This window comes from Streptomyces sp. NPDC057900 (assembly GCF_042887885.1).
Lineage (GTDB): Bacteria > Actinomycetota > Actinomycetes > Streptomycetales > Streptomycetaceae > Streptomyces.
Genome location: NZ_JBHVOI010000002.1, coordinates 24,969 through 50,245, shown reverse-complemented (window position 1 = coordinate 50,245; position 25,277 = coordinate 24,969). Strand labels below are relative to the sequence as shown.

Genomic DNA, 25,277 nt, shown 5'->3' with positions numbered 1-25,277 from the left:
CGAAAATTCAGAGGCGGCGCCGGAACTCCGCCGCGAACTGCGGAGCTCCTCCGGCGGACAGGCGGTCCAGCAGCCCGTGCACATCGCGCGGTTCGCGCCGATAGCTCTGCGCCTGAGCTCCCAGGACCGCGAGCACGTCCACCGGAGCGAGGTCGAGCAGATCCAGCAGAAAATCGTCGGGCCTCAGCACCTCGATCTCGTACGGGTCTGCCGAATCCGCCGGAAAGTCCCTTACATTCAGCGTGACCAGTGCATGCGCCTGGCCGCGGACTGCCGCAGCCAGCACATGACGGTCCTTCGGATCGTTGGTCATCGCCGGGATCAGCTTGCTGTACCCCGCCACGAGGCTGTCGGGAAATGCCCCTGCCATCGTCTCGACCAGAGCCTTGGCCTTCTCGGCAGACACCTGTCGGCAATGTTGCGAGAACGCAGGTGTCCAGGACCACGCGCTGCACATCGCTCCAGGTGACTCAGGTGTCCTGTCGGGATTCAGTTGCCGTACAGTCCGGCGTCCTCCGTCTGCTCGATCAGCTTGTCGAGCCCTCGGCTCCTCCGGGTGCGACGCCTCTCCTTGTACTGGAGCACATCAGCCAGCAGCACTCTGCGGTGACGGCCCGGCCGGGAATAGGGCACCTCGCCCTCGTCCAGAATCTTGACGAATGTCGGTCGGCTGACACCCAGCAGGTCTGCGGCTTCCTGTGTGGTCAGCGTTGTGTTCACCGGGGCGACCGTGACCGCCTTGCCTTCAGACAGCGCGCGGACGACCACCATCAGCGCTTCGTAGACCTCCGGGGGCAACGTCTTCGTCGAGCCGTCCGGGCCCCGCAGCAAGGCTGGTTCCACTGCCTGTGGGGTCCTGTCCAGGAACGCGCAGAGCTCCGCGATCTCCGCACGGTGCTCAGGTAGCAGAGTTCGGTCTTCAGCGGTGCTGTGCATGGCTTTCTCTCCTTTGAAGATGAACCAAGCATCGCACAATTCGAAAGAAACGCAACGTCCGCGCCCCCCTTCAAGCCGTACCGCTCGCGCTCGCGATCTCGGCAGTGTCCGGGCACTGACAGCGACACCGGAATCGCCGGCGCGGCCCCCGCAGCCGCCACCGGAGACACCCCGGAGCTGAGCGGGCCCGCGTCCGGCGCCGGAACAGAAACGCCCAGCTCAGCCAGAACCCGGAGCAACACCCCTGTGCCTTTCGTCACAGCGAAAGGCACCCAGCTGAGAGCAACTGCGCCCTTTCGTGACGTCTGTCCGCGAGCTGGACCCCGGGCCGGGCCTGGACACCGAAAAAATCCCGCCACCGTGTCCGACGACCGCCATAGCATCTTCACAGCCGCCCGCGTGATCCAGCCGCTGTGGCAGCCGTTCATCCCCATTTCTTTCCTTTTCGGATCCGGACCCAAGGGCTCATGTGAAGATTCGCCGCATTCTCGCCACGGCCGTGGCCGTCGCCGTGACCACACCCGCCGTGCTGCTCTCCGTCACGCCCGCGTTCGCGGACGCCGCGCCGAGCGCACGTACGCAGGCCAAGCCGACCCTGGAGGAGCTCGAAAAGGCCGCGGCCGAGGCACAGGAGGTCTACGACAAGGCCCTCGCCGCGAAGACCGCCGCCTACCAGGTGGTGCAGGACGCGATGTCCGACACCGCGCCTCTCGCCGTGGCCGCCGACGCCGCCAAGAAGGCCGCGGACGACGCGGGCGCCGCCAAGACCGCCGCCGACCAGGCCGTCACCGACGCGAAGGCCGCCCTCGACGCGCTGCCCGAGACGGCCACGGAGGACGAGCGGACCGCCGCCGAGACCGCCCTCACCGGTGCCGAGGCCACCGCCGCGACCGCCGCCGCCGCCAAGACGGCCGCCGACGCGAAGGCCACGGAGGCCTACACGGCCCGCGACGACGCGAGGGTCGCCGCGCTCCGCGCCTACTCCGTGGCGCAGAAGGCCCTCAACGACGCTCTCGACGCGAAGACCGCCGCCGCTGACGCGCTGGCCAAGGCCCGCGAGGAGGAGGAGAACGAGAACCAGGACTGCGTGCCCGAGCCCGGTCTCACCACCGTCCTGACCGGCGTCCCGGACTCGATCACCGCCGGTACGACCACCGCTCTCACGCTCCGGGTGAGCAACCGTTCGGGCAAGGCCATGGACAACGTCCTCGCCTACGCCTTCACGCACGCCACCGACACGAGCGGCCTCAAGGAGACCGACCGGCTCCTGCACCTCCAGTGGTCCACGGCGTCCTCCCCGAAGTGGCACAGCATCGGCGGTGACCACCTGATCGACGCCATCGGCCCGCTGAAGGACGGCGCCCACGCCGACATCAAGCTCCGCCTCACCATCGACGCGTCGGCCCCGGCCGGCAACGGCGCCGCCTTCGTGTCGGCCGACTACATCAACGAGAACGGCTCCTGCGGGGGCAACCCGGACATCGACATGTACGACTTCGGTGTCCTCAAGGCCGCGAAGCCGAAGCCCGGCAAGACCGACCCCGGCACCACGGGCACGACCGGCACCACCGGCACGGGCACGACCGGCACCGGCACCACCGGCACCTCGGGCGGCTCCAACCCGTCGGCCCAGGGCACGGCGTCGAGCAACCCGGTGACCACCGGCGGCAGCCTCGCCTCGACGGGCTCGTCCTCCACCACCCCGCAGCTCGCCCTCGCGAGCGGCGCGGCCGTGGCGCTCGGCGCGGCGGCGATGTTCACCGCCCGCCGCCGCCGGACGGGTTCCCGGATCTGATCAGTCCCTGCCGAGAGGGTGGGTGGCGGGCCGGTCGGCCCGCCACCCACCCGGGTGCCGACGCCTTCGGGTCGCGTACCTCCGCGTCGTAGGCACCGCATCGGTCCCGGCGGCTCAGGACGCCGGGTTGTGCCGGATCAGGGACTCCACCAGCCCGGACCGGGTCGCCGGGAAGTCCAGCGGGACGATGCCGAGGCCGGTCCAGCCGGACGCCTCCGAGCCGTCCAGGAACGACTGGACCTGCGGGTTGAGCCGGTCCGCGTTTCCACGGGGCGGCAGGAGGGCGGCGGTCGAGACGTAGTTCATGAAGAGCTTGCCCGGCTGCCCGGCCGCCTTGCGGAACTGGGCTTCTATCTTCGGGTACTTGGCGAACGGCTCCGCCATGTAGTCGTCCTGGATGTCGAAGAGGTCCGGATCGGCGTAACGCACGCCCGGCAGGCCCCCGTTGTCGGCCAGCAGCACCACCTTGCCGCGCGCCTCGCCCAGCGCGGGAAGCGCGGAGCCGATGTGGAACAGCGGCCGCCAGCCCCTGACGTCGAGGTAGTCGTCGAAGACCGCCCGGAACGCCGCGTCGCTCTCCTCCGAGTACTCCTGCTTGACCCGCATCAGTACCGTCTCGGTGGGCCGCTCGGCCAGGAAGTCCCAGCAGGCGCCCAGCACATCGCCGAACATCAGGTTCTGGTACGAGGCTCCGTGGTGGATCGCGAAGGAGCCGCCCGTGATCCGGCACCGTACGTCGAGGAAGCGCAGCCCGCTGTTCAGCTGTTCCGCGATCGTCGTGTTCTGGCACTCGGTCCAGGGTCCGCCGTAGCGGGCGCCGGAGTCGTGCGAGCCGGGGATGGTGAGCCGTCGAAGCTCCGTTCCGTCCGCGATGCCGCTCATCCAGTCCTGGTTGGTGAGGGCCCGGCGGGCCGAGGCGCGGGCGGGTGCCGTGCCCAGGACGGCGGTGGCGGAAACGGCCAGTGCGCCGGCCAGGAAGTTCCGGCGGTTGGCTGTGTACGGGCTCATGCGGGGACGCCTCCGGGTGCCGTGTGGGGTCAGCGTGCGAAGTGTGTACGGACGGGCCCATGGATTATGTCGGGTGCACGTCACGGCAGGAAGAGGCCCTCCCGGGGCATCCGGACACCGGTGGACCGGTTCCGGACAGAGTGGCGCGAGCACCACGAACGGGCCTCCGACGCGGAGTTAGAACAGAGCTCCCACACCGGAGGAGCCGCTGATGAACCTCGGAACGATCGGCGTATGGAGCCTGGCGTTCACACACGGGGACCGCGGGGAGGCCAGGGAGGCCGCGGCCGAGCTGGAGGAACTGGGGTACGGCACGCTCTGGCTCGGCGGCAATCCGGGCGGCAACCCCAGTGGGGACCTGGCCACCGCCGCCGATGTGCTGGACGCGACCGACCGGGTCACCGTGGCGACCGGATGCGTGTCCATCTGGGAACGGCCCGCCGCGCGGCTCGCCGCCTCGTACCACGCACTGCCCGCCCACCAGCGGGCCCGGCTGCTCGTCGGCCTCGGCGTCAGCCACGCCGAGTGCGTCGACCGCTACCAACGCCCCTACGCGGCACTCGCCGGCTACCTGGACGAGCTGGACGCGGCCTCACCGCCCCTGCCCGCCGCCGCCCGGATCGTCGGCGCCCACGGCCCCCGGATGACCCGCCTCGCCGCGGCCAGGACCCTCGGAGTGCACCCCTACCTCGTCGACGTCAGCCACACCGCCCGGGCCCGCTACGAGCTGGACCCCGCATCCCTGCTGGCCACGGAACAGACGGTCATCCTGAGCACCGAACCCGAGACCGCCCGGAACCAGGCCCGGACGATGCTCGCCCCGTACCTGAGACTCGCCAACTACCGCGAGGCCTGGCGGCGCATGGGCTTCGACCCCCGCGATCTGGCCCACGGCGGCAGCGACCGGCTCGTCGACGCCCTGTTCGCCCACGGCACGCCCGAGGAGATCGCCGCTCGGATCACCAAGCACGCCGCTGCCGGGGCCGACCACATCGCACTCCAGGTCGTCACCGCCCACCGGAGCCTCTTCGCCCGCACCGCCTGGCGCGAGCTCGCCGCGGCGCTGTGCTGAAACGCGCGCGGGGGCGGCAGGCCGTCCGGCCCACCGCCCCCGCGCCCATGGCAGGTACGTACGTCCTACTGAACGACCGTGATCCGGTCCGTCGCCGGCGGGGCCAGCGGTGCGGTGGCCGTGGAGTGTGCGGCCAGGTAGTCGTTGAACAGGTCCAGGTCGGAGGCGCCGACCAGCTTGTTGGTGCCCTCACCGAGCGCCGCGAAGCCGTCGCCGCCGCCCGCCAGGAACTCGTTCATCGCGACGCGGTACGTCTTGGCGGGGTCGATCGCCTCGCCGTTCAGCTTGATCGTGTCCGTGACTACGCGGGCCGCGCCGGACTTCGTCATGTCCAGCGTGTAGGTGAGGCCCTTGGAGACCTGGAGAATCTTCGGGCTGGCCTCGTTGGAGCCGCTGACCTGCTGCTGGAGGGCGCTGACGAGCTGCGCGCCGGTCAGGTCGACGACGTTCATCATGTTGGTGAACGGCTGCACGGTGAACGACTCGCCGTACGTCACCACGCCGTCGCCCTCACTGCCCGACGCCTTGTACACCAGGTCCGCGCGGATGCCGCCCGGGTTCATGAAGGCGACGACCGCCCCGCCCTTGTCCGCCGGGGCCAGGCCCTCCAGCTGCGCGTCCGCGATCAGGTTGCCGAGCGGCTTCTCCGGGGCCGTGGAGCCGCGGCCGTTGATGTCGGCGGAGATGTAGCCCTGCGGCCGGTTCGCGATCGGCGCCGCGAGGGTGTTCCAGCGCGCGATGAGGGCCGTCATGTCGTTCGCCGGGGCCTGGTCCCTGTCCACGATGTGGTTGGCGGAGACCGGGTTCGCGGGCTTGGGGTGGTGCTTGGAGGAGGCGCCCGAGCCCTTCACCGCCGTGCGCACGATGTCGTTGGTGCGGCGGTCGTAGGTGAGCGTCGTGTCCGTGTACAGCTTGCCGAACGACGAGGCCGAGGTGACCAGGCGCGGGTTGCCCGCCGGGTCCGGGACGGTGCACACGTACGCCTGGTGGGTGTGGCCCGTCACCAGCGCGTCGACCTTGGGCGAGATGCCCTTGGCGATGTCGGTGATCGGCCCGGAGATGCCGTCACCGGCACCCGGGCTGTCGCAGTCGTAGTTGTACGACGACGAGGCGGGGGCGCCGCCCTCGTGGATCAGCGCGACGATGGACTTGACGCCCTGCCGGTCCAGCTCCTTGGCGTACTTGTTGACCGTCTCGATCTCGTCGTGGAACTTCAGGCCCTTGACGCCGTTGGCCGTCACGATGTTCGGGGTGCCCTCCAGGGTCACTCCGATGAAGCCGATCTTCACGCCGTTCTTCTTCCACACCGTGTACGGCTTCAGAATCGGCTTGCCGGTCTTCTCGCTCGTCACGTTGGCGGCGAGGTAGGGGAAGTCGGCACCCTTGAACTTCTTGCCCTTCTCGTAGCACCCCTCGACCGGGTGGCAGCCGCCGTTCTGGAGGCGGGCCAGCTCCGTGGCGCCCTCGTCGAACTCGTGGTTGCCGACGCTCGTCACGTCGAGGTCGATCTTGTTGAGCGCCTCGATGGTCGGCTCGTCGTGGAAGAGCCCCGACAGCAGCGGGCTCGCGCCCACCATGTCGCCGCCGGCTGCGGTGATCGAGTACGGGTGGCCCTTGCGCGCGGTGCGCAGCGAGGAGGCCAGGTACTCCACGCCGCCGGCCGGAACGGCCTTCACCGTGCCGTCGGCCTGCGTCTCGTTGACCGTACCGGCCGAGCCGGCCGGCGGCTCCAGGTTGCCGTGCAGGTCGTTGAAGGACAGCAGTTGTACGTCCACGGTCCGGTCCGGCGCGTGATGGCCGTGGTCCTTGCCGTGCCCGTGTCCGTGGCCGTGGCCGCGCTCCTGTGCGCCGGCCGGCATGGCCGCGACGAGCGCTCCGACGGTGGCAAGGCCGGCAGCGGCGGCGAGCACCCGCCGGGACGCGCGGTTCTTCTGCGGTGTCGCTGACATCGGTCCCCTTGTGAGTTCAGCGGAGGTCTGAGAGTGGTGACGAGTCTGGAGACTGCGTGCCGCAGCCTAGAGTCAACGCGCGTAGCGCGACAGGTGTTCGGGGTTACGAACTGGTTGCCGTGCGGTCGGAAGGGGGCCATTCACCCATATGGCACCCAGGTCCGGGGCGCGGGGTTCCGTCCGCAATCGCCGGACCAGGGCAACGCCGAGGAACCCCGCCGCCCCCCCGCCCAAGGGCCACGTACGCTCGTACGCATGACGACTGACGTACCCCTCCCCGCCCCCGGCCGCGAGATCCGGACGCTCGACGTCCTCGACCCCGAGCAGGCCGAGGCCGTGTCCGGGCTGCTCGCGGAGGCGGCCAGGTCCGATGGCAGGCAGGCCGTGTCCGAGCAGGGGCGGCTGCAGTTGCGCGGCGGGCACCGGGAGGGCGTGCGGCACTTCCTGCTGACCGCCGGGGGCGTGCTCGTCGGGTACGCGCAGCTGGAGGACACCGACCCCGTGGAGGCGCCGGCCGCCGAGCTGGTCGTGCACCCCTCGCACCGGGGGCACGGGCACGGGCGGGCGCTCGGGGCGGCGCTGCTGGCCGCCACCGGGAAGCGGCTGCGGGTCTGGGCGCACGGCGGCCGGTCCGCGGCGCGCCACCTCGCACAGGTCCTCGGCCTCTCGCTCTTCCGTGAACTGCGGCAGCTGCGGCGCCCGTTGAGCCCGCTGAACATCGCGGAGCCGGCCCTGCCGCCGGGCGTGACCGTCCGCGCGTTCGTCCCCGGCCAGGACGACGCCGCCTGGCTGGCCGTGAACCGCGCCGCCTTCGCCCACCACCCCGAGCAGGGCTCGCTGACGCAGCGCGACCTCGACGACCGCAAGGCCGAGCCCTGGTTCGACCCGAAGGGCTTCTTCCTCGCCGAGCGCACCACCGATGACGGCACCGGCACCGCCGAGCTGATCGGCTTCCACTGGACGAAGGTGCACGCGGAGGAGCAGCTCGGCGAGGTGTACGTCGTCGGCATCCGGCCCGACGCGCAGGGCGGCGGCCTGGGCAAGGCGCTCACCGCGATCGGGCTGCGCCACCTCGCCGCCGAGGGGCTGCCCACCGCGATGCTCTACGTCGACGCGGACAACACCGCGGCCGTGACGGTCTACGAGCGCATGGGCTTCACCACCCACGAGGTGGACCTGATGTACCGCACGGAGTCCTGAGACCGGTCACGACCACGAGCACAACCTCCCCCGGGGCGGCGTCGTTTGACGTCGCCCCAGTTTTACGCCACCCTTTCACTACTCAATTAGTGAAAGGGGTGAACATGGCACAGTCCGCAGCGGTCGAATACCGCATCGACCGGCGCAGCGGCATCGCCACGTACCTCCAGATCGTCCAGCAGACCAAGCAGGCCCTGCGCCTGAACCTGCTGAAGCCGGGCGACCGGCTGCCCACCGCCCGCGAGGTCGTGGAGGCCACCGCCATCAACCCGAACACCGTGCTCAAGGCCTACCGCGAGCTGGAGCGCGAAGGGCTGGTCGAGGCACGGCGCGGGCTCGGCACCTTCGTCACCCGCACCCTGGGCGGCGCGGCCGCCGCCGACGACGCCCCGCTGCGCGCCGAACTCACCGACTGGGCCCGCCGCGCCCGCGCGGCCGGACTGGACAAGGACGACGTGAACGCGCTCTTCACCGCCGTACTGAACAAGACCTTCGAGGGAGAACAGCCCGGATGACAGGCGCTGCGATCGAGGCCGATGGCCTCGGCATGAAGTACCGGGGCAGGGGCGGGGGCTGGGCGCTGCGCGACTGCTCCTTCCGGCTGCCCGTCGGGCGCATATGCGCGCTCGTCGGCCCCAACGGTGCGGGGAAGTCCACGCTGTTGAGCCTGGCGGCGGGGTTCCTGCGGCCGGCCGAGGGGACGGTACGGGTACTGGGCTCCGCGCCCGGCGACGCCCGCCGCCGCATGGCCTTCGTGGCCCAGGACAAACCGCTGTACCCGCAGCTGACGGTCACCGAGACCCTGTGGGCGGGCGCCGAGCTGAACCACGGCACCTGGGACCAGGACGTCGCGGAGCGCATCACGGAACCGCTCCCCGCCGACGCCAGGGTCCGCGCCCTGTCCGGCGGCCAGCGCACCCGGCTCGCCCTGGCCCTCGCCCTCGGCAAGCGGCCCGAACTGCTGCTCCTGGACGAGCCCATGGCCGACCTCGACCCGCTCGGCCGGCACCAGCTGATGGGCGCCCTGATGGCCGAGGCCGCCGAGCGCTCCACCACCATCGTGATGTCCTCGCACATCCTGGCCGAGCTGGAGGGCGCCTGCGACTACCTGCTGCTCGTCGACGGCGGCCGCGTCCGCCTCGGCGGCGAGACCGACGAGCTGCTCACCGCGCACACCCTGCTCACCGGCCCGGCGGGGGACCTCGCCCCGCACACCGTCGTCGAGTCACGCACCACGGGACGGCGGCTGACCGCACTCGTCCGGAAGGAGGGCCCGGTGGACACCGCCGACTGGGAGACCGCCCAACCGTCACTGGAGGAACTGCTGCTGGCACACCTCCGCTCCCCCGAGGCACCCCCGCTGCTCACGCCGAGCGCGGCCGCCACAACCCGGGCGGCGGTGAGCGCCGCATGAGCGCCCTCGCCCTGCGCGGCCCGGCCCGCGTCGTCGTACTCCAGCACCGCCGCACCCTGTGGATCACCGGCGCGCTCGCGTTCGCCGGGATCGTGCTGATGGGCGTGGCCTGGTGGGTGACGTCGGCCGCCGCCACCACCTTCGACGACACCGGCTGCTCGGTACGGCACACGGTCCGCGGCTGCGGCATCGCCGTCCGCCACTTCCTCGGCGTCGAGCTGTACTTCAACCACCTGCTCGGGTACGCGGGCGTCGCCATGATGGTGCTGCCCGCGGCGTTCGGCGTGTTCGTCGCCGGGCCGATGATCGGCCGGGAGCTGGAGGACGGCACCTACCGGCTCGCCTGGAGCCAGTCCGTCAGCCCCGCCCGCTGGCTGACCGCGAAGCTCGCCGTCCCCGCCGTCCTCACCGTCGCCGGCGTCTCCGTGCTGTCCGCCGTGTACGGCTGGGCCTGGTCCCGGGCGCGCGGCACGAACTACCCGGTCCAGTGGTACGAGCCCCAGGTGTACGGGGCGATGGGCCCCGCCCCGGTGGGCTACGCCCTGCTCTGCCTGGCGCTCGGCGCCCTCGCCGCCGTACTGGTCAGGCGCACACTGCCCGCGATGGCCGTCACCGCGGCCGCCTACGCCGTCGTGGTCCTCGTCATGAACTCCGTACGCGGCGGTCTGTGGCCGATGCGCACGGACACCACGGCCCTCGGACGGGAGATCCGGTATCCGTCGGCCGCCTCCGACGTCTCCGTCGGCTGGATGACCGGCGGCGGCACCCGGCTGGGCGACACCACCTGTTCCGGCGCCGCTGACGTCGACGCGTGCATGGCCCGGCACGGGGCGACCTCGCAGTACATCGATTACCACCCCGCCGCGCACTTCTGGCCGCTCCAGCTGGTCGAGACCGGCATCCTGCTGGTCCTCGCGGCCGCCGCCGTCGCCGTCGCGTTCCGGGTCCTGCGCCGCAGCCACGGCTGAGCCCGCCCGAGGTGCGGCCGTGTCCGGGGGCCCGATCCGCCCCCCGGACACGGCCGGACCGCTTCCTGCATGTCATGTCGCCGTTACCGGGCATTCAGACGCCCTTGCGACCCTCTCAGGATGCAGCCAGCTGTGCCGTCCCCCCGCAACGGGAGAATTCCCGGCAGAGAACGCGCCGACCGTGCGATCTCCGCGATCTCACCCCCCTCCGACGCGCCCCCGGAGCACTCCGCGCGGAAGAATGGGCCCATGAGCCAGCAGCCCAGCTCCGAGGTCCCGGTCCAGCCCGCCGCTCAGCCGTCCGTCGGCTCCCTCGCCGCACACCGGCCGCACGCCGTCGCCGCCCCCGCGCACTCCGGCTCCACCCTGTCCACAGCGGCCGATCTGGACCCCGATATCGACGCCGACGCCGACGCGTACGAGCCCGATGTCGACGGGGACGAGCTGCCCCAGGGCCGGTTCCTGGACCGCGAACGCAGCTGGCTCGCATTCAACGAACGCGTTCTGGAACTGGCCGAGGACCCCTCGACCCCCCTCCTCGAACGGGCTAATTTCCTCGCCATCTTCGCCTCGAACCTGGACGAGTTCTTCATGGTCCGGGTGGCGGGCCTGAAACGCCGCATCGCGACCGGGGTCGCCACCCGTTCCGCGTCCGGTCTCCAGCCCCGCGAGGTCCTCGACCTGATCTGGACCCGCTCGCGCGAACTCATGGCCCGGCACGCCGCCTGCTACCAGCAGGACGTCGCCCCCGCCCTGTCCGACGAGGGCATCCAGCTGATCCGCTGGCCCGAGCTGACCGAGAAGGAGCAGGCCCGCCTGTTCACCTTCTTCCGGCAGCGCGTCTTCCCCGTACTGACCCCCCTGGCGGTCGACCCGGCGCACCCCTTCCCGTACATCTCCGGGCTCTCGCTCAACCTCGCCGTCGTCGTACGCAACCCGGTCAGCGGCCACCGCCACTTCGCCCGGGTCAAGGTCCCGCCGCTGCTGACCCGCTTCCTGGAGGCCTCCCCGCAGCGCTACGTCCCCATCGAGGACGTCATCGCCGCCCACCTGGAGGAGCTCTTCCCGGGCATGGAGGTGCTCGCGCACCACATGTTCCGGGTCACCAGGAACGAGGACCTGGAAGTCGAGGAGGACGACGCGGAGAACCTCCTCCAGGCCCTGGAGAAGGAGCTGATGCGCCGCCGCTTCGGCCCGCCGGTCCGGCTGGAGGTCGAGGAGTCCATCGACCCGTACGTACTGGACCTGCTGGTCCGCGAGCTGAAGGTGTCCGACGCCGAGGTCTACCCGCTGCCCGGACCGCTCGACCTCACCGGCCTCTTCGGCATAGCGTCGCTGGACCGTCCCGAGCTGAAGTTCCCCAAGTTCATCGCCGGCACCCACCGCGACCTCGCCGAGGTGGAGTCCGCCTCCGCGCCCGACATCTTCGCCGCCCTGCGCGAACGCGACGTCCTGCTGCACCACCCGTACGACTCCTTCTCCACCTCCGTCCAGGCCTTCCTGGAACAGGCGGCGGGCGACCCGGACGTCCTCGCGATCAAGCAGACCCTGTACCGCACCTCGGGCGACTCCCCGATAGTGGACGCCCTCATCGACGCCGCCGAGTCCGGCAAGCAGGTCCTCGTACTCGTCGAGATCAAGGCCCGCTTCGACGAGCAGGCCAACATCAAGTGGGCGCGCAAGCTGGAGGAGGCGGGCTGCCACGTCGTCTACGGGCTCGTCGGCCTCAAGACACACTGCAAGCTCTCGCTCGTCGTCCGCCAGGAGAGCGACACCCTGCGCCGCTACTCACACGTCGGCACCGGCAACTACCACCCCAAGACGGCGCGGCTGTACGAGGACCTCGGCCTGCTCACCGCCGACCCGCAGGTCGGCGCGGACCTCTCCGACCTCTTCAACCGGCTGTCCGGCTACTCCCGCCGCGAGACCTACCGGCGGCTGCTGGTCGCCCCCAAGTCGCTGCGCGACGGACTGATCGCCCGGATCAACAAGGAGATCGCGCACCAGCGGGCCGGCCGCACCGCCTACGTACGCATCAAGGTCAACTCGATGGTCGACGAAGCGATCATCGACGCCTGCTACCGGGCCGCGCAGGCAGGCGTCCCGGTCGACATCTGGGTACGCGGCATCTGCGCGATCCGCCCCGGCGTCACCGGACTCTCCGAGAACATCCGGGTCCGCTCGATACTCGGCCGCTTCCTCGAACACTCCCGGGTGTTCTCCTTCGGCAACGGCGGCGAACCCGAAGTCTGGTTCGGCAGCGCCGACATGATGCACCGCAACCTCGACCGCCGCATCGAGGCCCTCGTCAGGGTCACCGACCCCGCCCACCGGGCCGCGCTCAGCCGCCTCCTGGAGACGGGCATGGCCGACACCACCTCCTCCTGGCACCTGGGCCCCGACGGGAACTGGACCCGGCACGCCACGGACGCGGAGGGCCGGCCGCTGCGGCACGTACAGGAAATGCTCATTGACGCCCGGAGGCGCCGGCGTGCGACGCCCTGACCAGCAGACCCAGACGGACGTGACCGCGGGGGCGGTGCTCGCACCGTATCTCCGGGCGCAGGCAGCGGACTTCCTGCGGAGTCTGCGCCTGCACCGCGAGAACAGTGCCCCCACGGACGCCGGTCCGCAGGCCGCGGAGCAGGCCGCCGCCGCGCTGCGCCGCTCGTCCCGCCGGATCGGCGGCACCCTGCATACCTTCCGCGCCGCGCTCGACCCGCTCTGGGCCGAGCAGCTGCGCACCGAACTGGCCTGGCTGTCCGGCACCCTGGCCCGCGAGCACGCGTACGCGGACCGGCTGAACCGGCTCCTGGACGCGCTGCACGGACTGTCCGGGACGCCCCTGCCCGCGGCCCGCACCTCATCCGGCAACGGCGCCGCGAAGGAGCGCGCCGGCCTCGGCGTCGGTGCGGCGCGCGCCGGCGCACTGCTGGAACGCCAGCTGACCCTCGCCCGGACCCGCGCGCACTCCGCCGCGCTCCAGGCCCTCGGCTCCTCCCGCTTCCACGCGGTGGCCGACGCGGTCGCGCTGCTCGCCTCCGAGGTCCCGCTCGCCCCCACGGCCTCCGCACCCGCCGCCGAACTGCTGGCCGAGCCCGCCGACCGGGCCGAACAGCGGCTGCTCGGCGCGGTGGCCGCCCTCGCCGCCGACACCGCGGCCGAGCCGTACAACGAGGCGCAGGACGCGTCCTGGCACCGGACCCGGCTGCTGCTGCGCCTGCACCGGTACGCCCACGAGGTGGTGCGCGGCGCCCCCGACCCGGTCCTGGCCGGCCCGGGGCACGCCCTCGACCTGCACCGGGACGCGGCGGAGGCGGCCTCGGCGGCGGCCTCCGCCGCCCGTACGCCACGCATCGCACCGGCGACCGCGTACGCCCTGGGCGTGCTCCACGCCGACCAGCGCCACGAGGTGGAGGCGGCGCGCGCGGTGTTCCGGGAGACCTGGCCGTACGCGGCGGCCGTGACCGCCCGGTGATCGGCACGGTCCGGGCGGCGGGCTGCGTGCTCTGGCGCCGCCCGGCCCCGGCCACCGTGCCGGGAGCCACCGTGCCCGGAGCCGGTGTCGAGCTCTGTCTCGTACACAGGCCGCGGTACGACGACTGGTCCTTCCCCAAGGGCAAGCTGAAGCGCGGCGAGTCCCCGCGGGACGCCGCGCTGCGCGAGGTACTGGAGGAGACGGGCCACCACTGCGTGCCGGGCGCCGTGCTGCCCGTGGTCCGGTACGTCGCGAACGGGCGCCCGAAGGAGGTCACGTACTGGTCCGCCGAGGCGACCGCGGGCTCCTTCGTCCCGAACCGTGAGGTGGACGCCGTGCTGTGGCTCGCGCCGGAGGCCGCCCGCGCCCGGCTGACCCACCCGCGCGACCGCGCCCTGCTGGACACGGCCCAGTCCCTGCGCACCCTGCCGAACGCGTGACCCAACGCGTGACCGTTCCGGACGCGTAGCTCTTCCCCACGCGTGACCCGGCCGAACGCCGCGTGGCTCGGCCCAACGCGTGACCGGGCCGATCCGGCCAGTCCCGACGGCGGAACCAGGCCGCCCGACACGGTTCACCTTCCGTTCACTCACCCCCGCAAACCGCTTCACCTGTTCTGCCTAATTTCGGCAGTACACGGTGCGAGGCACAGACCGCACCGGCAATGACTTCCGCACGACCCATCACCTCGCACGCCGTCGTAGAACGAAATCAATCGCGGCGGCTCCTGGAAGGAACACCCGAAAGTGAAGCTTCAGCGCAAGAACCGGCTTCGTGCCACCGCGCTCGGTGCCCTCGCCGTCTCCGGCGCCCTGGTCCTCACGGCGTGCGGTTCGGACAACAACAGCGGCGGCGACACCGGCGGCAGCGGCGGCAAGACGAAGGCCGCCTCGAACGTCAAGTGCGACGGCGCCAAGGGCCAGCTGCGCGCCTCCGGCTCCAGCGCCCAGAAGAACGCCATGGACCTGTGGGTCAAGGACTACATGGCCGCCTGTTCCGGCGTGGAGATCAACTACAACTCCTCCTCGTCCGGCGAGGGCATCGTCGCCTTCAACCAGGGCACCGTGGGCTTCGCCGGCTCCGACTCGGCGCTGAAGCCCGAAGAGGTCGCCGACTCGAAGAAGATCTGCAAGACCGGCCAGGGCATCAACCTCCCGATGGTCGGCGGCCCGATCGCGGTCGGCTTCCACCTCGAAGGTGTCGACAGCCTGACGCTGGACGCCCCCACCCTCGCCAAGATCTTCGACACGAAGATCAAGAAGTGGAACGACCCGGCGATCACCAAGCTCAACCCCGGCGCCAAGCTCCCGGACAAGGCCATCCAGCCCTTCCACCGCTCCGAGGACTCCGGCACCACCCAGAACCTGGGCAAGTACCTCGCCGCCACCGCCCCGAGCGACTGGAAGTACGAGGCCGAGAAGAAGTGGCCGGCCCCCGGTGGCCAGGCCGCGTCCGGCTCCTCCGGCGTCGCCACCCAGGTGAAGGCCGTCGACGGGGCGATCGGCTACTTCGAGCTTTCCTACGCCGCCTCGCAGAAGATCACCACGGTCGACATCAACACCGGCGGCGCCGCCCCGGTCAAGGCCTCCTCGGAGAACGCCTCCAAGGCCATCGCCGCCGCCAAGGTCACGGGCACCGGCAAGGACCTGGCGCTCGACCTCGACTACACCACCAAGGCCGAGGGCGCCTACCCGCTGGTCCTGGTGACCTACGAGGTCGTCTGCGACACCGGCAACAAGGCCGACACCCTCGGCACCGTCAAGTCCTTCCTGACCTACACCGCCTCCACCGAGGGCCAGCAGCTCCTCACCGAGGCCGGCTACGCCCCGATCCCCGAGGCGATCAACACCAAGGTCCGCGAGACGGTCGCCGGCCTCTCGTAACCCGCACGACGCACGACGCACGACACGTAACAGGCGGCCGGTCCGGCACACCCCTCCGGACCGGCGGCCACCACCACCCCCATCCGGTGCACCGCCGCCAGGGGAGCGCCCCGCTCCCCCACACAGACCGGAAAGACCATGGCTTCCACCACTCAGACAGAGACACCACCGGCCCGGCCGGGCGGGCGATCCCGCCCCCGGCCCGCCGGGCGCCTCGGCGACCGGATATTCCTGGGCCTGTCACAGGGCTCCGGCATCCTGCTGCTCGTGCTCATGGCGTCGATCGCCGTGTTCCTCAGCTACCGCGCCGCCATCGCCATCTCCAAGGACGAAGGCAACTTCTTCACCACCTTCGACTGGAACCCGGCCGGCAGTCCCCCCGTCTTCGGCATCGCGGTCCTGCTCTTCGGGACCGTCGTCAGCTCGATCATCGCGATGGTCATCGCGGTTCCGATCGCTGTCGGCATCGCCCTCTTCATCTCGCACTACGCGCCGCGCAAGCTGGCCGGCCCGATCGCGTACGTCGTCGATCTGCTCGCCGCGGTGCCCAGCATCGTCTACGGCATCTGGGGCGCGCTCGTCCTGGTGCCGTACCTCGAAGGCCTGAACCTCTGGCTCGACCAGTTCTTCGGCTGGACGTACATCTTCGAGAAGACCGAGGTCGGCGTCGCCCGCTCGCTCTTCACCGTCGGCATCCTGCTCGCGATCATGATCCTGCCGATCGTGACCAGCGTCAGCCGCGAGGTCTTCCTCCAGGTCCCGAAGATGAACGAGGAAGCCGCGCTCGCCCTCGGCGCCACCCGCTGGGAGGTCATCCGCCTCTCGGTGCTGCCCTTCGGCCGCTCCGGCGTGATCTCCGCGTCGATGCTGGGCCTGGGCCGCGCACTCGGCGAGACGATGGCCGTCGCCACGGTGCTGTCCCCGAACTTCCTCATCTCGCTGCACGTGCTCAACCCGGGCGGCGGGACGTTCGCCCAGAACATCGCCGCGAAGTTCGGCGAGGCCGACGCGTTCGGGCGTGACGCCCTGATCGCCTCCGGTCTGGTCCTCTTCGTCCTCACCCTGCTGGTCAACGGCGCCGCGCGGCTCATCATCGCCCGCCGCAAGGAGTACTCGGGGGCCAACGCATGAGCCACGCATCCACCAGCGTCCAGGACCGTCCGACGCCGATACCGCCCGCCCGGCACAACAGCCTCAGCAGCCGCACGCTGCCCCGCCTGGCACCGCTCGGCTTCGCCGCCGTCTCGATCGCCCTGGGCGTCGGCCTCGGCGCGGCCGCCGGCTGGCACAGCCGCGTCCAGTGGGGCCTGATCTCCGCGCTGTTCTTCCTGGTGATCTCGTACGTCGCGACCAGCGTCGTGGAGAACCGGCGACAGGCCAAGGACCGCCTCGCCACCAGCCTGGTGTGGGTCTGCTTCCTGATCGCCGTCGTCCCGCTGGCCTCGCTGCTCTGGACGACCGTCAGCCGCGGCTCCGGACGCCTGGACATCTACTTCCTGACCCACTCGATGGCCGGTGTGCTCGGCTCCGAGGACAGCGGCGGCGTCTACCACGCGTTGATCGGCACGCTGGAACAGGTCGGCATCGCCACGGTGATCTCCGCCCCGCTCGGCCTGCTCACCGCGGTCTACCTGGTGGAGTACGGCAAGGGCCCGCTCGCCAGGGCCGTCACCTTCTTCGTCGACGTGATGACGGGCATCCCGTCCATCGTGGCCGGCCTGTTCATCCTCTCGATCATGCTGATCGCGGGCCTTGAGCCCTCCGGCCTGATGGGCGCGCTGGCCCTGACGATCCTGATGATCCCGGTCGTGGTCCGCTCCACGGAGGAGATGCTGAAGCTCGTACCGAACGAGCTCCGCGAGGCCTCCCTCGCCCTCGGCATCCCGAAGTGGCGCACCATCCTGAAGGTGGTCCTGCCGACCGCGATCGGCGGAATCGCCACCGGCGTCATGCTCGCCATCGCCCGGATCGCCGGCGAGACCGCCCCGATCATCCTGCTGGTCTTCGGCAGCCAGCTGATCAACCCGAACCCCTTCGAAGGCGCCCAGTCCTCGCTGCCGTTCTACATCTACGAGCAGTACAAGATCGGTGAGACCGCGTCGTACGACCGCGCCTGGGCCGCCGCCCTGGTCCTGATCGCCTTCGTCATGATCCTCAATCTGGTGGCCCGCGGCATCGCCCGCTGGAAGGCCCCGAAGACCGGCCGCTGAGGCCAGCAGAAAGCAGTGATTCAGATGGCCAAGCGCATCGACATCAGTGGCCTCTCGGCCTACTACGGCAGCCACAAGGCGATCGACGACATCTCGATGACCGTGGAACCCCGCTCCGTGACCGCCTTCATCGGCCCGTCCGGCTGCGGCAAGTCCACCTTCCTGCGCACCCTGAACCGGATGCACGAGGTCACCCCCGGCGGCCGCGTCGAGGGCAAGGTGCTGCTGGACGACGAGAACCTGTACGGGGCGAACGTCGACCCGGTCACCGTGCGCCGCACGGTCGGCATGGTCTTCCAGCGCCCGAACCCGTTCCCCACCATGTCGATCTTCGACAACGTCGCGGCGGGCCTGCGGCTGAACGGCAACTACCGCAAGAGCGCCCTGAACGACATCGTGGAGAAGTCGCTGCGCGGCGCGAACCTCTGGAACGAGGTCAAGGACCGGCTCAACAAGCCCGGCTCCGGTCTCTCCGGCGGTCAGCAGCAGCGGCTGTGCATCGCCCGCGCGATCGCGGTCGAACCGGACGTGCTGCTGATGGACGAGCCGTGCTCCGCCCTCGACCCGATCTCCACCCTCGCCATCGAGGACCTGATCGGTGAGCTGAAGGAGCGCTTCACGATCGTCATCGTGACGCACAACATGCAGCAGGCGGCCCGGGTCTCGGACCGCACCGCGTTCTTCAACCTCGCGGCGGTCGGCATGCCCGGCAAGCTGATCGAGATAGACGAGACGGAGCGGATCTTCTCCAACCCGTCGGTCCAGGCCACGGAGGACTACATCTCCGGCCGCTTCGGCTGAGCCGGACCACCACTCCCACAGACGGCCTTGGGGTGCTGCATGGCGGTGCCACCACAAGGCGAAGGGTCCGCCCCGCTCTCCACAAGAGAGCGGGGCGGACCCACATGATCAAGCCGTACCGAGCCGGGCGGGCGCCCGGTCCGCGGGGCCCGTCACCCGAAGAGCAGGAACACGACCCCGTAGCTGGCGCCGGCGACGAGCGCCGCGGCAGGCATCGTGATGAACCAACCCAGGATGATGTTCTTCGCGACACCCCACCGCACCGCGTTCACCCGCTTCGTGGCGCCCACACCCATGATCGCCGAGGTGATGACGTGCGTCGTCGAGATCGGCGCGTGGAACAGGAACGCCGAGCCGAACATGATCGACGCCCCCGTCGTCTCCGCGGCGAAGCCCTGCGGCGGGTCCAGCTCGATGATCTTGCGGCCGAGCGTACGCATGATGCGCCAGCCACCCGCGTACGTACCGAGCGACAGCATCAGCGCGCAGACGAGCTTGACCCAGACCGGGATCGGGTCGCTGTACGTCTCGTGGCCGGAGATGACCAGGGCCATCACCACGATGCCCATCGTCTTCTGCGCGTCCTGGAGACCGTGACCGAGCGCCATGCCCGCGGCCGACACCGTCTGCGCGATCCGGAAACCGCGCTTGGCCTTGTGCGGATTGGACTTCCGGAACATCCACATGATGGCGACCATCACCAGATAGCCGACCACCAGGCCGATCACCGGCGAGATGAACATCGGGATGACGACCTTGTCGAGCACGCCCATCCAGTGCACCAGCGTCCCGCCCGCGAGCGCCGCGCCGACCATGCCACCGAACAGGGCATGGGAGGACGACGACGGCAGGCCGAAGTACCAGGTGACCAGGTTCCAGATGATCGCGCCGACCAGCGCGGCGAAGAGGATTCCCATCCCCTTGTCGCCCTCTGGCGTGGCGATCAGGCCCTCACTGACGGTCTTCGCGACCCCGCTGCCGAGGAACGCGCCGGCGAGGTTCATCACCGCCGCCATGGCCAGTGCCGCACGCGGGGTGAGCGCCCGGGTGGAGACCGAAGTGGCGATGGCGTTCGCCGAGTCGTGGAAGCCGTTCGTGTACGTGAAGCCGAGCGCGACGCCGATCGTCACGATCAGTACAAAGGTGTCCACGTGGTTCAGGACTCCTTGACCGCGATGGTCTCCACCGTGTTCGCGACGTGCTCGAACGCGTCGGCAGCCTCTTCCAGTACGTCCACGATCTGCTTCAGCTTCAGCACCTCTATGGCGTCGTACTTGCCGTTGAAGAGCTGGGCGAGCAGCTTGCGGTGAATCTGGTCGGCCTGGTTCTCCAGGCGGTTGACCTCGATCCAGTACTCGGTGAGGTTGTCCATGGTCCGCAGGTTCGGCATGGCCGCGGCGGTCAGTTCCGCCGCCCGCGCCAGCACCTCGACCTGCTGCTCGACACCCTTCGGGAGCTCATCGACCTGGTACAGCACGACCAGGTCGACCGCTTCCTCCATGAAGTCCATGATGTCGTCGAGCGACGACGCGAGATTGTAAATGTCCTCGCGGTCGAACGGCGTAATGAAGGAGGAGTTCAGCTGGTGGAAGATCGCGTGGGTGGCGTCATCCCCCGCGTGCTCCGCTGCCCGCATACGCTCCGCGATCTCGACTCGGGAGGCAGAATCCGCCCCGAGCAGTTCCATCAGGAGTTTCGAGCCCGTGACGATGTTGTCCGCAGACGCGGAGAACATGTCGTAGAAGCTCGTCTCCCTGGGGGTCAGACGAAAGCGCACGTGGGGTCCTCGGGATGCTTTGGATTCGGTCAGGCTGATGCTAGGCGCATCATCCGGCCACGGCTAACCGGCATTCTTCAGTGTCGCGCATCAGGCACAGTGATCAGCACGGGACCCCGGTCACGTTTCAGCTGAATTCGTTAGGATATACCCACCAGGGGTATATAAACGGCAGGGTAAAGGGAAAACGGGAGGCAGTAATGACCACCACCGAGGCCGCCGGGGCGGACCGGTCGCCGGACACCGCGGACGCCACGAGCCCGGCGGAGGCCGCCATTCCGGCAGTCGAGATCGTCACCGATCACGACCGGGGCATACACGGCTACCACCACCAGAAGGCGGAGCACCTCAAGCGCCTGCGGCGCATCGAGGGCCAGATCCGGGGCCTCCAGCGCATGGTCGACGAGGACGTCTACTGCATCGACATACTCACCCAGGTCTCCGCGTCCACGAAGGCGCTCCAGTCCTTCGCGCTCCAGCTGCTGGAGGAACACCTGCGGCACTGCGTCGCGGACGCGGCCGTCAAGGGCGGCGAGGAGATCGACGCGAAGGTCGAGGAGGCCACCAAGGCCATCGCCCGCCTGCTGCGCACCTGATCAGCCGCTGCTCACTCCCGCGCGGGGTGCCGCCCCGCACCCCCGCCCTGCCCGCCCCCGTCAGCCCCGGTGCTCTCCCTGCCGGGGGACGGTGGTGCGTTCAGTGATCACCTTCACATCGAGCACCTCGTCGATACGGTCCGCACTGAGGCGTTCCCCGATCGCCGCCGACGCCGCGATCATCAGCTCCCCGCACAGCTCGATCTCGGCGAGTGCCACATGGTCCGATACGGTCCGTGCGCTGAGCGTCACCACGTCACTCACCTCTCACTGCCGTCGCCGACTTCCTAGGGTAGGGAGCGCACCACACACCGCGCATGGCACGGACGGACCATTTCGCCTCAGCGAGATGCCTACGGCACAGCCCCTGACCGACCCGGTCCGTGGCGGTCACGGCTGCTGCCCCTGCCGGATCTCACCGGTGTAGATGTCGCGCCCGGCCGGAATCGTCACGGACACCGGGACCCCGAACCCGTACAGCAAGGTCGTCGACACCACCTCCACCGCGGGCCCCTCGTTGGCGAAGCTGAACCGGTGGCGCACCTTGCGCAGCCGCCCCTGCTCGTCCAGATACGCGTCGAACGGCACGGTGTCCGTACGGAACCCCTTCGCGGCCGCCGTCAGCGCACCCCGTGAGGCGGCCGGCACCTGCCGCGCGGCCCGCCCGATGTCGGTGGTCCCCCGGTAGTGCCGCACCGTCACTCCGGCCAGATCGCTCTCGCCCAGGTACGTCACCGCACGGGCCCCGAGCAGCAGCTCGGCCGCGGCCACCGGATCGGTCGCCCCGCCGGACACCAGATTGCCGTCGGCCAGGGCCGTCGTGTCGATCCGGACCCATTTGTCCTTGGGCACCCCGGCGCCCCGGTTCATCATGTAGAGCGCGCCGGGGGCCAGCAGCTCCGTGATGGGCAGGTGCTCCTCCTTGCCCACGGCGTCCTGCGGCAGGACCACCTTGAGCCGGCCGGACCGGCTGCGGAAGTCGTACGTCCCCCGGCCCCTGATCGTCACCCGGGTACCGCCCGCCGCCGTCTCCATCGACGTACTCACCTTGGCGGTGGTGCCCGCCCCGGCCTCCGCGCCCGCGGCCGCCCCGGCATGGGACCGGGCAGGCTTCCCGGCCGGGGACCCTGTTGGATTCCCCGTCGGCTCACCGGCCGGCCCACCGGTGGGGGACGCGCCGTAGGCGTCCGTCCCCGTGAGCACCGCGGCCGCCTGCCGTACCGCCTCGACGGCGCCGGGCCCGGCCCGGTCGTCGGCCGCGGCCCGGTCGCCGCCACCGCCGGAGCAACCGGCGGCCGCCGCCATCACGCCCATCGCGGCGAGGGCGCACACAGCGCGCGCCCCGCCTCCGGATCTGTGCTGCCGCACCACCATCGCCTGCCAACCCCCAACGCCGTACCGCTTGCCCGAGCCCCCACCCGTTCCGGATAACGACAGCCCCAGTCCCCCGTAACGCCGCCCGCCCACCCCTCACCGCCGGACGGCCCCGCCCAGTACCGTGGACGCGTGTATGACCAACACACCGCAGAGGTTCCACCGGCCGTCCCACCGGCCCGGTCCGCCCACGAACCCACCACCGTCGAACGCGGCTCGTTCTGCACCGCCCGATGCGGCTGCGGCTGGTCCGGGCCGGCCCGCAGATCCCGCGACCGGGCCCGCGCCGACGCCGACGCCCACCGCCCCCTGACCGGACCACCGGCCGCACCCGTTCCCCCCACTCCGGAGGTCCGATGAACCTGCCGAACCGGCGCACCGTCCTGACCGCGGGCGCCGCCGCCGCGCTCACCGGCGTCACCGCCACCGCCTGCGACGACACCGGATCCTCCAAGCCCACCGGCGGCTCGACCCCGGCCACGACGACGGGCGGGCCGACGCCCACGGGCAGCTCCGCGTCCCCGTCGACGAGCGCACCCTCAGGACCGGCGGACTGGCCCGCGCTGGCCAAGAGCCTGGACGGCACCGTCGTACGCCCCGACGACGCGTCCTACCCGACCGCCCGTCAGCTCTACAACACCCGCTACGACAACCAGAAACCGGCCGCGGTCGCCTACGTCCGGCACGAGGCCGACATCCGCGAGTGCCTGGCCTTCGCCCGGCGCAGCTCCACGCCCGTCGCCATCCGCAGCGGCGGCCACTCCTACGGTGGCTGGTCGAGCGGCGACGGCAGGCTCGTCATTGACGTCTCGTCACTCTCGCGCGTCAACGGGGACGGCACGATCGGCGCGGGCGCCCGGCTCCTCGACGTCTACCAGGGCCTCGCCGCGCACGGCGTGACGATCCCCGGCGGCTCCTGCCCCACGGTCGCGATCTCCGGCCTCACCCTCGGCGGCGGCCACGGAGTCGCGGCCCGCGCATACGGCCTGACCTGCGACAGCCTCACCGCGGCGACCATCGTCACCGCCGACGGCAAGACCCTCACCGCCGACGCCAAACACCACCCCGACCTCTTCTGGGCGCTGCGCGGCGCGGGCAACGGCAACTTCGGCGTCGTCACCGAACTCCGCTTCCGCACCCGCCCGGCCCCGCGGACCGTCACCGCGTACATGTCCTGGCCCTGGTCGCGCGCCCGGTCCGTCATCACCGCCTGGCAGCAGTGGGGACCGGACCAGCCGGACGAGATCTGGTCCTCCGCCCACCTCGCGGCGGGCCCCGGCGGCGGAAACCCGACCGTGACGGTCTCGGCGTTCAGCCTCGGCACGTACGGCGATCTGCAGAACGCCGTCGACCGCCTCGCCGACCGGATCGGCGCCCCCGCCTCCTCCGTCTCGCTCCGCCGCCGCAGCTACCAGGAGGCGATGCTCGTGTACGCGGGCTGCTCGGGCATCACGGACGCCCAGTGCCATCTGCCGGGCACCACGCCCGGCCGCACCTCGCAGGGCACGCTCCAGCGAGAGACGTACGCGGCCGCGTCCGACTTCTACGACCACGCGCTGTCCCCGGCCGGCGTCCAGGCCCTCCTCGACCGGACGGAGGCCTTCACCCGGCTCGGCGTGGACCAGGGCGGCGGCGGATCGATCGCGCTCACCGCGCTGGGCGGAGCCATCAACCGGGTGGACCCGCAGGCCACGGCGTTCGTCCACCGGCACTCACGGGTGCTCGCCCAGTACATCGGCGCCTGGCGCCCCGGCACATCGGGCAGCCCACAACAGAAGTGGCTGAAAGACACCCATTCCGCGCTGCGCCGGTACGCATCCGGAGCGGCCTACCAGAACTACGCGGACCCGGCACTGAAGGACTGGCGGAACGCCTACTACGGCACGGCCGCCGCCCGCCTGGCCGAGGTGAAGAAGCGGTACGACCCGGACGGCGTGTTCACGTTCCCGCAGTCGCTGTGAGCGGCAGGCGGGGCCCCTGACGACTCCACGTCATCCATATCCCGACTGGGCGTCACGAATGGGCGTCCCGACTGGGCGTCACGAACGGGCGTCACGAACGGGCGTCACAGATGGGCTTCCTACGCCGCGAGCCCTTTCTCGCCGTCACCGCCGCCGCCGGAGCCGGGCCTCGGCTCGGGAATCCCGAGCGCGTCGCCCCGGCTCCCGGCCGCCGCCGCGGACAGCGCCCGGCGCGACCGTACGAGCCTGCCCGCCCGGGGAGACCGGGAGACAGCACCCACCAGGGGGGCCAGCAGCATCATCGCGAGCGGCGCGAGCAGCAGCGCCGCGGCCGTGCCGAGGGCGAATCCGCCGATGACGTCGGTCGGGTAGTGAACGCCCATGTAGATCCGGCAGAAGCCCTCAAGCAGCGCGAGCCCGATCGCCGCGATGCCGAACTTGCGGTTGGCGACGAAGAGCCCGACGCCGAGGGCCATCGCCATGGTGGCGTGGTCGCTCACGAAGGAGAAGTCGTTCTTCCCGTCCACCAGGACTTCGAGCCCCTGATGGTCCTTGAAGGGGCGCGGCCGTTCGACGAATCCGCGGATCGGGATGTTGATCAGCAGGGCGATGCCCGCGGCGAGCGGTGCCCACACGATTCCGGAGACAGCCGTCACCGAGTCCTCGGGGGTCCCGCGCCGACGGGCACTCCACCAGCACCACAGGACCACCAGGACCATGCCGAGCATGATCCCGTACTCGCCGATGAACTCCATGACCTTGTCGAACCAGGTGGGAGCGGACTTGGCGAGCCCGTTGATGTCGTAGAGCAGGCTGACGTCGGGGTTTGACCCATCGAGTGCGAGTCCAGCCATC

25 protein-coding genes are annotated in these 25,277 nt (G+C 70.7%); 16 read left to right on the top strand and 9 right to left on the bottom strand.

Translation table 11 applies throughout. The features are described from left to right. Positions 1–7: 7 nt before the first annotated feature. Entirely contained in the window at positions 8–406 is a 399-nt protein-coding gene (locus tag ACFVQ0_RS07270; RefSeq protein WP_390085506.1) for a PIN domain-containing protein, read from the bottom strand. A gap of 83 nt (positions 407–489) precedes the next feature. Next, positions 490–936, bottom strand: coding sequence for a helix-turn-helix domain-containing protein (locus tag ACFVQ0_RS07265; protein WP_390085504.1), 447 nt, complete (start codon positions 934–936; stop codon positions 490–492). 469 nt (positions 937–1,405) lie between these two features. On the opposite strand from ACFVQ0_RS07265, the gene ACFVQ0_RS07260 reads away from it, so the two are divergent. Then, positions 1,406–2,731: a peptidase gene (locus ACFVQ0_RS07260; RefSeq protein WP_390085502.1), complete on the top strand. Its 1,326-nt coding sequence runs from the start codon at positions 1,406–1,408 to the stop codon at positions 2,729–2,731. Positions 2,732–2,845: 114 nt separating this feature from the next. On the opposite strand, the gene ACFVQ0_RS07255 is transcribed toward ACFVQ0_RS07260, so the two are convergent. Further along, entirely contained in the window at positions 2,846–3,739 is an 894-nt protein-coding gene (locus ACFVQ0_RS07255) for a phosphatidylinositol-specific phospholipase C (protein ID WP_390085501.1), read from the bottom strand. Positions 3,740–3,950: 211 nt separating this feature from the next. Here ACFVQ0_RS07255 and ACFVQ0_RS07250 point away from each other — a divergent pair, with 211 nt between their 5' ends. Then, positions 3,951–4,811 carry a TIGR03620 family F420-dependent LLM class oxidoreductase gene (locus tag ACFVQ0_RS07250; RefSeq protein WP_390085499.1) on the top strand — a complete coding sequence of 287 codons (861 nt, stop codon included), beginning with the start codon at positions 3,951–3,953 and terminating at the stop codon, positions 4,809–4,811. A gap of 65 nt (positions 4,812–4,876) precedes the next feature. Here ACFVQ0_RS07250 and ACFVQ0_RS07245 read toward each other — a convergent pair whose 3' ends face one another. Then, complete coding sequence (locus ACFVQ0_RS07245) at positions 4,877–6,760, bottom strand: bifunctional metallophosphatase/5'-nucleotidase (RefSeq protein WP_390085497.1); 1,884 nt, start codon at positions 6,758–6,760, stop codon at positions 4,877–4,879. A 255-nt stretch (positions 6,761–7,015) separates the two neighbouring features. Between ACFVQ0_RS07245 and mshD the strand changes: the two genes are divergently transcribed. From mshD to pstB, 11 genes are all read left to right on the top strand, one after another. Then, positions 7,016–7,960, top strand: coding sequence for a mycothiol synthase (gene mshD / locus ACFVQ0_RS07240; protein ID WP_390085495.1), 945 nt, complete (start codon positions 7,016–7,018; stop codon positions 7,958–7,960). Positions 7,961–8,064: 104 nt separating this feature from the next. Continuing rightward, positions 8,065–8,475 carry a GntR family transcriptional regulator gene (locus ACFVQ0_RS07235; RefSeq protein WP_390085493.1) on the top strand — a complete coding sequence of 137 codons (411 nt, stop codon included), beginning with the start codon at positions 8,065–8,067 and terminating at the stop codon, positions 8,473–8,475. Further along, the gene (locus ACFVQ0_RS07230) at positions 8,472–9,374 is read left to right on the top strand and encodes an ABC transporter ATP-binding protein (protein ID WP_390085492.1); all 903 of its coding nucleotides are present in this window, start codon (positions 8,472–8,474) and stop codon (positions 9,372–9,374) included. The genes ACFVQ0_RS07235 and ACFVQ0_RS07230 overlap by 4 nt, the downstream gene beginning before the upstream one ends. Further along, positions 9,371–10,342: a hypothetical protein gene (locus ACFVQ0_RS07225; protein WP_390085490.1), complete on the top strand. Its 972-nt coding sequence runs from the start codon at positions 9,371–9,373 to the stop codon at positions 10,340–10,342. Before ACFVQ0_RS07230 ends, ACFVQ0_RS07225 begins: the two co-directional genes overlap by 4 nt. Before the next feature lie 249 nt (positions 10,343–10,591). Next, a complete protein-coding gene (locus tag ACFVQ0_RS07220; protein WP_390085488.1) occupies positions 10,592–12,847 on the top strand; it encodes an RNA degradosome polyphosphate kinase in 2,256 nt (751 codons plus the stop codon). Next, positions 12,834–13,820, top strand: coding sequence for a CHAD domain-containing protein (locus ACFVQ0_RS07215; protein ID WP_390085486.1), 987 nt, complete (start codon positions 12,834–12,836; stop codon positions 13,818–13,820). Before ACFVQ0_RS07220 ends, ACFVQ0_RS07215 begins: the two co-directional genes overlap by 14 nt. Beyond that, positions 13,817–14,260 (top strand): NUDIX hydrolase, encoded by a 444-nt coding sequence (locus ACFVQ0_RS07210; RefSeq protein WP_390085485.1) that lies wholly within the window; start codon positions 13,817–13,819, stop codon positions 14,258–14,260. The genes ACFVQ0_RS07215 and ACFVQ0_RS07210 overlap by 4 nt, the downstream gene beginning before the upstream one ends. 306 nt (positions 14,261–14,566) lie before the next feature. After that, complete coding sequence (gene pstS, locus ACFVQ0_RS07205) at positions 14,567–15,703, top strand: phosphate ABC transporter substrate-binding protein PstS (RefSeq protein ID WP_390085483.1); 1,137 nt, start codon at positions 14,567–14,569, stop codon at positions 15,701–15,703. 138 nt (positions 15,704–15,841) lie between these two features. Next, positions 15,842–16,834: a phosphate ABC transporter permease subunit PstC gene (gene pstC, locus ACFVQ0_RS07200; RefSeq protein WP_390085481.1), complete on the top strand. Its 993-nt coding sequence runs from the start codon at positions 15,842–15,844 to the stop codon at positions 16,832–16,834. Further along, positions 16,831–17,913 carry a phosphate ABC transporter permease PstA gene (gene pstA, locus ACFVQ0_RS07195; RefSeq protein ID WP_390085479.1) on the top strand — a complete coding sequence of 361 codons (1,083 nt, stop codon included), beginning with the start codon at positions 16,831–16,833 and terminating at the stop codon, positions 17,911–17,913. The genes pstC and pstA overlap by 4 nt, the downstream gene beginning before the upstream one ends. Positions 17,914–17,937: 24 nt before the next feature. Next, the gene (gene pstB / locus ACFVQ0_RS07190; RefSeq protein WP_311304167.1) at positions 17,938–18,714 is read left to right on the top strand and encodes a phosphate ABC transporter ATP-binding protein PstB; all 777 of its coding nucleotides are present in this window, start codon (positions 17,938–17,940) and stop codon (positions 18,712–18,714) included. A 152-nt stretch (positions 18,715–18,866) separates the two neighbouring features. Here pstB and ACFVQ0_RS07185 read toward each other — a convergent pair whose 3' ends face one another. Together ACFVQ0_RS07185 and ACFVQ0_RS07180 are read right to left on the bottom strand one after the other, a co-directional pair. Beyond that, positions 18,867–19,865: an inorganic phosphate transporter gene (locus ACFVQ0_RS07185; protein WP_311304168.1), complete on the bottom strand. Its 999-nt coding sequence runs from the start codon at positions 19,863–19,865 to the stop codon at positions 18,867–18,869. Between the two features lie 5 nt (positions 19,866–19,870). Next, entirely contained in the window at positions 19,871–20,491 is a 621-nt protein-coding gene (locus tag ACFVQ0_RS07180; protein ID WP_148019498.1) for a DUF47 domain-containing protein, read from the bottom strand. 200 nt (positions 20,492–20,691) lie between these two features. Between ACFVQ0_RS07180 and ACFVQ0_RS07175 the strand changes: the two genes are divergently transcribed. Then, positions 20,692–21,087, top strand: coding sequence for a metal-sensitive transcriptional regulator (locus ACFVQ0_RS07175; protein ID WP_390085476.1), 396 nt, complete (start codon positions 20,692–20,694; stop codon positions 21,085–21,087). Positions 21,088–21,147: 60 nt separating this feature from the next. Here the strand turns inward: ACFVQ0_RS07175 and ACFVQ0_RS07170 are convergent, their stop codons facing one another. Both ACFVQ0_RS07170 and ACFVQ0_RS07165 read right to left on the bottom strand, forming a co-directional pair. Further along, positions 21,148–21,342 carry a hypothetical protein gene (locus tag ACFVQ0_RS07170; protein ID WP_123527661.1) on the bottom strand — a complete coding sequence of 65 codons (195 nt, stop codon included), beginning with the start codon at positions 21,340–21,342 and terminating at the stop codon, positions 21,148–21,150. A 135-nt stretch (positions 21,343–21,477) separates the two neighbouring features. Next, complete coding sequence (locus tag ACFVQ0_RS07165; protein ID WP_390085474.1) at positions 21,478–22,461, bottom strand: hypothetical protein; 984 nt, start codon at positions 22,459–22,461, stop codon at positions 21,478–21,480. A gap of 132 nt (positions 22,462–22,593) precedes the next feature. Between ACFVQ0_RS07165 and ACFVQ0_RS07160 the strand changes: the two genes are divergently transcribed. Beyond that, on the top strand, positions 22,594–22,821 hold the full coding sequence (locus tag ACFVQ0_RS07160; RefSeq protein ID WP_390085472.1) for a hypothetical protein: 228 nt from the start codon (positions 22,594–22,596) through the stop codon (positions 22,819–22,821). Next, complete coding sequence (locus ACFVQ0_RS07155; RefSeq protein WP_390085471.1) at positions 22,818–24,422, top strand: FAD-binding oxidoreductase; 1,605 nt, start codon at positions 22,818–22,820, stop codon at positions 24,420–24,422. The genes ACFVQ0_RS07160 and ACFVQ0_RS07155 overlap by 4 nt, the downstream gene beginning before the upstream one ends. 119 nt (positions 24,423–24,541) lie before the next feature. On the opposite strand, the gene ACFVQ0_RS07150 is transcribed toward ACFVQ0_RS07155, so the two are convergent. Next, the gene (locus ACFVQ0_RS07150) at positions 24,542–25,276 is read right to left on the bottom strand and encodes a phosphatase PAP2 family protein (RefSeq protein WP_390085470.1); all 735 of its coding nucleotides are present in this window, start codon (positions 25,274–25,276) and stop codon (positions 24,542–24,544) included. Position 25,277: the final 1 nt, after the last annotated feature.

Bases quoted from the DNA above. Each gene is read 5' to 3' on its own strand.
- ACFVQ0_RS07175 (WP_390085476.1), top strand. From the start codon at position 20,692: ATGACCACCACCGAGGCCGCCGGGGCGGACCGGTCGCCGGACACCGCG.
- ACFVQ0_RS07230 (WP_390085492.1), top strand. From the start codon at position 8,472: ATGACAGGCGCTGCGATCGAGGCCGATGGCCTCGGCATGAAGTACCGG.
- ACFVQ0_RS07255 (WP_390085501.1), bottom strand. From the start codon at position 3,739: ATGAGCCCGTACACAGCCAACCGCCGGAACTTCCTGGCCGGCGCACTG.
- ACFVQ0_RS07265 (WP_390085504.1), bottom strand. From the start codon at position 936: ATGCACAGCACCGCTGAAGACCGAACTCTGCTACCTGAGCACCGTGCG.
- pstA (WP_390085479.1), top strand. From the start codon at position 16,831: ATGAGCCACGCATCCACCAGCGTCCAGGACCGTCCGACGCCGATACCG.
- pstB (WP_311304167.1), top strand. From the start codon at position 17,938: ATGGCCAAGCGCATCGACATCAGTGGCCTCTCGGCCTACTACGGCAGC.
- ACFVQ0_RS07245 (WP_390085497.1), bottom strand. From the start codon at position 6,760: ATGTCAGCGACACCGCAGAAGAACCGCGCGTCCCGGCGGGTGCTCGCC.
- pstC (WP_390085481.1), top strand. From the start codon at position 15,842: ATGGCTTCCACCACTCAGACAGAGACACCACCGGCCCGGCCGGGCGGG.
- ACFVQ0_RS07235 (WP_390085493.1), top strand. From the start codon at position 8,065: ATGGCACAGTCCGCAGCGGTCGAATACCGCATCGACCGGCGCAGCGGC.
- ACFVQ0_RS07165 (WP_390085474.1), bottom strand. From the start codon at position 22,461: ATGGTGGTGCGGCAGCACAGATCCGGAGGCGGGGCGCGCGCTGTGTGC.
- ACFVQ0_RS07150 (WP_390085470.1), bottom strand. From the start codon at position 25,276: ATGGCTGGACTCGCACTCGATGGGTCAAACCCCGACGTCAGCCTGCTC.
- ACFVQ0_RS07250 (WP_390085499.1), top strand. From the start codon at position 3,951: ATGAACCTCGGAACGATCGGCGTATGGAGCCTGGCGTTCACACACGGG.
- ACFVQ0_RS07155 (WP_390085471.1), top strand. From the start codon at position 22,818: ATGAACCTGCCGAACCGGCGCACCGTCCTGACCGCGGGCGCCGCCGCC.
- ACFVQ0_RS07225 (WP_390085490.1), top strand. From the start codon at position 9,371: ATGAGCGCCCTCGCCCTGCGCGGCCCGGCCCGCGTCGTCGTACTCCAG.
- mshD (WP_390085495.1), top strand. From the start codon at position 7,016: ATGACGACTGACGTACCCCTCCCCGCCCCCGGCCGCGAGATCCGGACG.
- ACFVQ0_RS07220 (WP_390085488.1), top strand. From the start codon at position 10,592: ATGAGCCAGCAGCCCAGCTCCGAGGTCCCGGTCCAGCCCGCCGCTCAG.